This window comes from Candidatus Poribacteria bacterium, assembly GCA_028820845.1.
Taxonomy (GTDB): domain Bacteria; phylum Poribacteria; class WGA-4E; order WGA-4E; family WGA-3G; genus WGA-3G.
The window spans coordinates 104,412-108,470 of sequence record JAPPII010000092.1; the positions used below are offsets into that span (position 1 = coordinate 104,412).

Consider the following 4,059-nt stretch of genomic DNA (forward strand, 5'->3'; position numbering starts at 1 on the left):
TGCCCGTTATTGACTTTCTATTTGTAGTAGGGCAATTCATTGCCCGTCAATCACAGAGGGGTTCGCGTGTAGATTATACCTTACTTCTAACCTATAAGTCAAATTAAATCTGCAGCGAAAAATTGACTTATGTCCAAATTTAAGGTATGCTTATAAACTAAACTGGAGGTCCATTCTGTGTTCTATGTCATCTCTTACGATATTCCTGACAACCGCAGACGCAGCCAACTCGCAAAAGTCCTGAAAGGCTTCGGCTCCCGCGTCCAGTACAGTGTCTTTGAGGCACACCTGAACCGGAAACAATACGAAGAACTCAAGCGCGCCGTTGCACGTGTTATTAATCTATCTGAAGATTCGGTGCGCTATTACGCCCTCTGTGGGAACTGCGCCGGACGGGTCGAAGTGCCTGCTGTCGGTGAAGTAACCTCAGACCCGCAAACAATTGTGGTTTGATATGCAACTCCCAAACCTAACCCACGATCAGATTCAAGACCGCTGCACAGCACGAAGCTTCACGCGTGGTGAAGAGTACTTTGACATCGGAATGATCGGCAATCCCATACTTCACGGCTGGACGCTGTCAGCCACATGCGAAGGGACAGAAGAATATCCGTATCACGTCTCTGTGGAGTTAATGCCGACGGGGATCGCTGATGCCGACTGTTCCTGCCCTTATGATTGGGGCGGAGATTGTAAACACATCGTCGCGCTCCTCCTCACCTACGTTGACACGCCAGAAGTGATCTATTCCTTGGACACTTTGTTGACCGCACTCGCCGAAAAACCGAAGGAGACCCTTTTACGCGTTATTTCAGAACTCCTCAAACGATCACCCGAGCTGGTGCCGGTTGCGAAATTCTATGCCGATATACCCGAGGAACCCGAGGTGGAAATTGAACCTATCCCTCCCGAACTCAGTGTTTATGCGACAGTAATAGAAGAGGTACCAGACATAGCGCCGGTGTCTCCGACGCACGCACCAACAGCTTCTGCTACAGTTACAACGTATCGGGAACAGGTCGATCGCCTTTTCGGAAACGGCTTTCTCGAGCAGCAGCAACTGCAACCGGTGTTAACTCAACTCGAAGGTTTAGTCGCACACGCTGAATCGCTGGCGCGAACGGGTGAAACGGAATTCGCCCTATCTGTGCTTCACGCAGTGATACACCAATCTATCACCCGTTATCCTGACACACTCCAGAGAGATGAGCTACCCCGATTCGTCAAGAAATGCACGAAAGTGTTCACAAACATTGCTACCGCAGCACAAGCATCAGATGCAACAGACCTTAACACAGGCACTATGCCCGCTCCTTTGTTTGAACACTGCCGTATGTTATTGCAACTGAGTTTTAATGCAGCGGAGGTCTTCGTGCCACTCCTGACGGGATTATTAGAGCAAGTTTGTGTTGCGCAAGAGACATCGGAATTACAAGTGATCATTGAGCAGTCCCTTGATGAAAGCCCAGATCGGTCAGCACACGTTCAACTGCTACTGGCACTGTATTTGGACGCCGGCAAAACCCAACAGTATCTCCGTCTGGCACAAGAGGAGGGTGAAACTTATCGATTGATATACGCCCTCTTTGTATACCAACAAAGTGCTGTAGCGTGGCGGACACTTGAAAAATTCCCGTTATCTATTGATGAATACACGCGCCTCTTGCAGAGCCCAATAGCCACAAGCATTCCAGAGTTTGCCGAAAAACTGATTGCCCGTATCAGAGACCCCCAACCTGACACCGCTATCACCCTCTATCAACGCCTGATTGAACAGAGCATACACGCCCGAAAACGTGAAGCTTACGAGAAAGTTTTGGGGTATCTGACGGCGTTAAGCGGAATCTATCAGGACCTCGGTCAGGAAGATCAGTGGACTGTTTATCTGGAAGACCTCCGAAAACAGCATTCCCGCAAGCGACTGCTGCTACAAATTATCGCCGAGATTTAAGACTCCTCTTTTGTACCACAAACTGTATGAAAGTTAAGAATTTAAATTGGTAATTCCAAAACGTGCGATAAATCGCACTACTACAAGCGGCCCCGTTCGTAGTAGGGCAATTTATTGCCCGTCGATTGCTGAATTATTTTTTTAAACCTCATTTAAACCTTTTTTAATTTTTTACTATCCTTTTCCTCCCTTGCAGACTCTATACATACGTCTAATCATTGTCTTGTACCTTTTTCAATCATCCCAAAACAATTCACTTAAGACTCACACAGACTTCTCTTTTGTATCACAAACTGTTCGTTTGTGTTTTCCTTGTAGCATAGCCTGTTAGGAGACCGTGCCTCTTTTGTATCACAAACTTTATGAAGTTTAAGAAAATAATTCGGTAATATCCAACATCTGGATGCCCGAACTTGTTCGGGAATGTTTCGCTGAACCGCGTCCCCAACAAGTTGGGGCATCCGGAAAGAATTACCGAATTTAAATAATTAATCTTCATTTAGCTTGTGCATCTCTTGTAGCATAGCCTGTTAGGCTGTGCCATAGCACGTCCGCTTTTTAAACGAATCACATCTGATTAAGACAGTCTTAAATAAACAGGAGGATTTCCATGCTTAATTATTGTACACCAAGTATCTCACTTTCAACACAACTCTGTCAACCCGAAACCCTACATGCCGCGTGGCGGAAGGTCCGCAGCAACAAGGGCGGCCCCGGTAGCGACGGGGTCACCCTTCAACAGTTCGAGGCAAACCTCGCGAAACATCTCCGTCAACTCTCGCGTGAACTCGCCGAAGAACGGTATTACCCACTTCCGATTCAAAAATTCACGATGAAGAAGTCGAACGGCACCACACGCGAACTCTCTGTGTTAACCCTAAAAGATCGGATTGTGCAGCGTGCGGTTTGTGATCTCATCTCGCCGATTTACGAGGCGAAATTTCTTGAATGTAGTTTCGCCTATCGTCCCAATCGCGGCGTTCCACATGCTATCGCGGAAGTCACTGCCATCCGGGCAGAGGGCTATGAATGGGTCGTTCATGCTGACCTGGAGAGGTTCTTCGACGAAATGGATACGCGTATCCTGATGCGCTTTCTCCGGGCATCGCTGAAAGAACCGGCGATCCTTCGGCTCATCCAGATGTGGTTGGATATGGGCGGCGTTTTACGACCCCCCAAATTTCCAACATGGGGCACGCATCTCGAAAACACGGTGCATCATATCGGTGAAGGCGTTGAAAGCGTGATTAACCAAATATTGAATCGTACGCCAAGTTTTGGACACTACAACGAGTATGAGAATGGATTGACAGAAGACGACTGGGCAGTCGACGCATCCGAGATGACTACGATGCCCGGTCCGTTAGCACAACCGGGAAAAGAGATGCTAATGAACTTAGGGAGAGACGGGCTGCTTCTCCTACTTGCCAATGCAAAGCGGTTATGGAAACCGCTCGCAGCGAAGCACCTGCTCATTGCCGCACCGTTGGTTGTCGCCGCACTCGCTGCACCGACTGTAGGAAGTATGGTGAAAGAACGGATGAGCCAACCCCGGAAAATCGGTATCATCCAAGGTTCGCCCCTCTCACCACTATTAGCGAATATCTATCTGCATCCCTTCGATAAGGCGATGACACGATCAGGCATACGGCTTGTCCGATACGCAGACGACCTGCTCATCCTCTGCCGAAGTGAAGGCAGAGCACACCACGCTCTTGCATACGCTCAAAGACAATTGGAACGGCTCAAGTTAACTTTCAACCCAGAGAAGACACAAATCGAACGCTTCGACACTGGGGTTGAATTCCTCGGACATATCTTTGACGGTGATGGCTGCTACCAGCCTATCCCCGACTCCCGGTCAAAAGTCTTGCAAAACCAGGTCCAACAGGTCCTGAAAAACGGCACATCACAAGTCGTACGCTCAGGCAGACTTGTAACGCAGCGAGGCAAAAACATCGCCACACGGTTCGGCGAACGTTTAAAACAACGGACGTAGCACAAACTTTATGAATTTTAAGAATTTAAATCGGTAATTCCAAAACGTGCGATGAATCGCACTACTACGAACCAGTCCGTTTGTAGTAGGGAAACCATTCATTGCCCGT

3 protein-coding genes are annotated in these 4,059 nt (G+C 48.3%); all 3 read left to right on the forward strand.

Annotated features, from left to right (window positions below; genetic code table 11):
* The first annotated feature begins 177 nt into the window (after positions 1-177).
* Entirely contained in the window at positions 178-453 is a 276-nt protein-coding gene (gene cas2 / locus OXN25_17355) for a CRISPR-associated endonuclease Cas2 (protein MDE0426619.1), read from the forward strand.
* A 1-nt stretch (position 454) separates the two neighbouring features.
* A complete protein-coding gene (locus OXN25_17360; protein ID MDE0426620.1) occupies positions 455-1,951 on the forward strand; it encodes an SWIM zinc finger family protein in 1,497 nt (498 codons plus the stop codon).
* Positions 1,952-2,561: 610 nt separating this feature from the next.
* Positions 2,562-3,950 carry a reverse transcriptase domain-containing protein gene (locus OXN25_17365; protein MDE0426621.1) on the forward strand — a complete coding sequence of 463 codons (1,389 nt, stop codon included), beginning with the start codon at positions 2,562-2,564 and terminating at the stop codon, positions 3,948-3,950.
* Positions 3,951-4,059 lie beyond the last annotated feature (109 nt).

Coding starts and splice junctions, on each gene's coding strand:
- OXN25_17360 (MDE0426620.1), top strand. CDS start 455: ATGCAACTCCCAAACCTAACCCACGATCAGATTCAAGACCGCTGCACA.
- OXN25_17365 (MDE0426621.1), top strand. CDS start 2,562: ATGCTTAATTATTGTACACCAAGTATCTCACTTTCAACACAACTCTGT.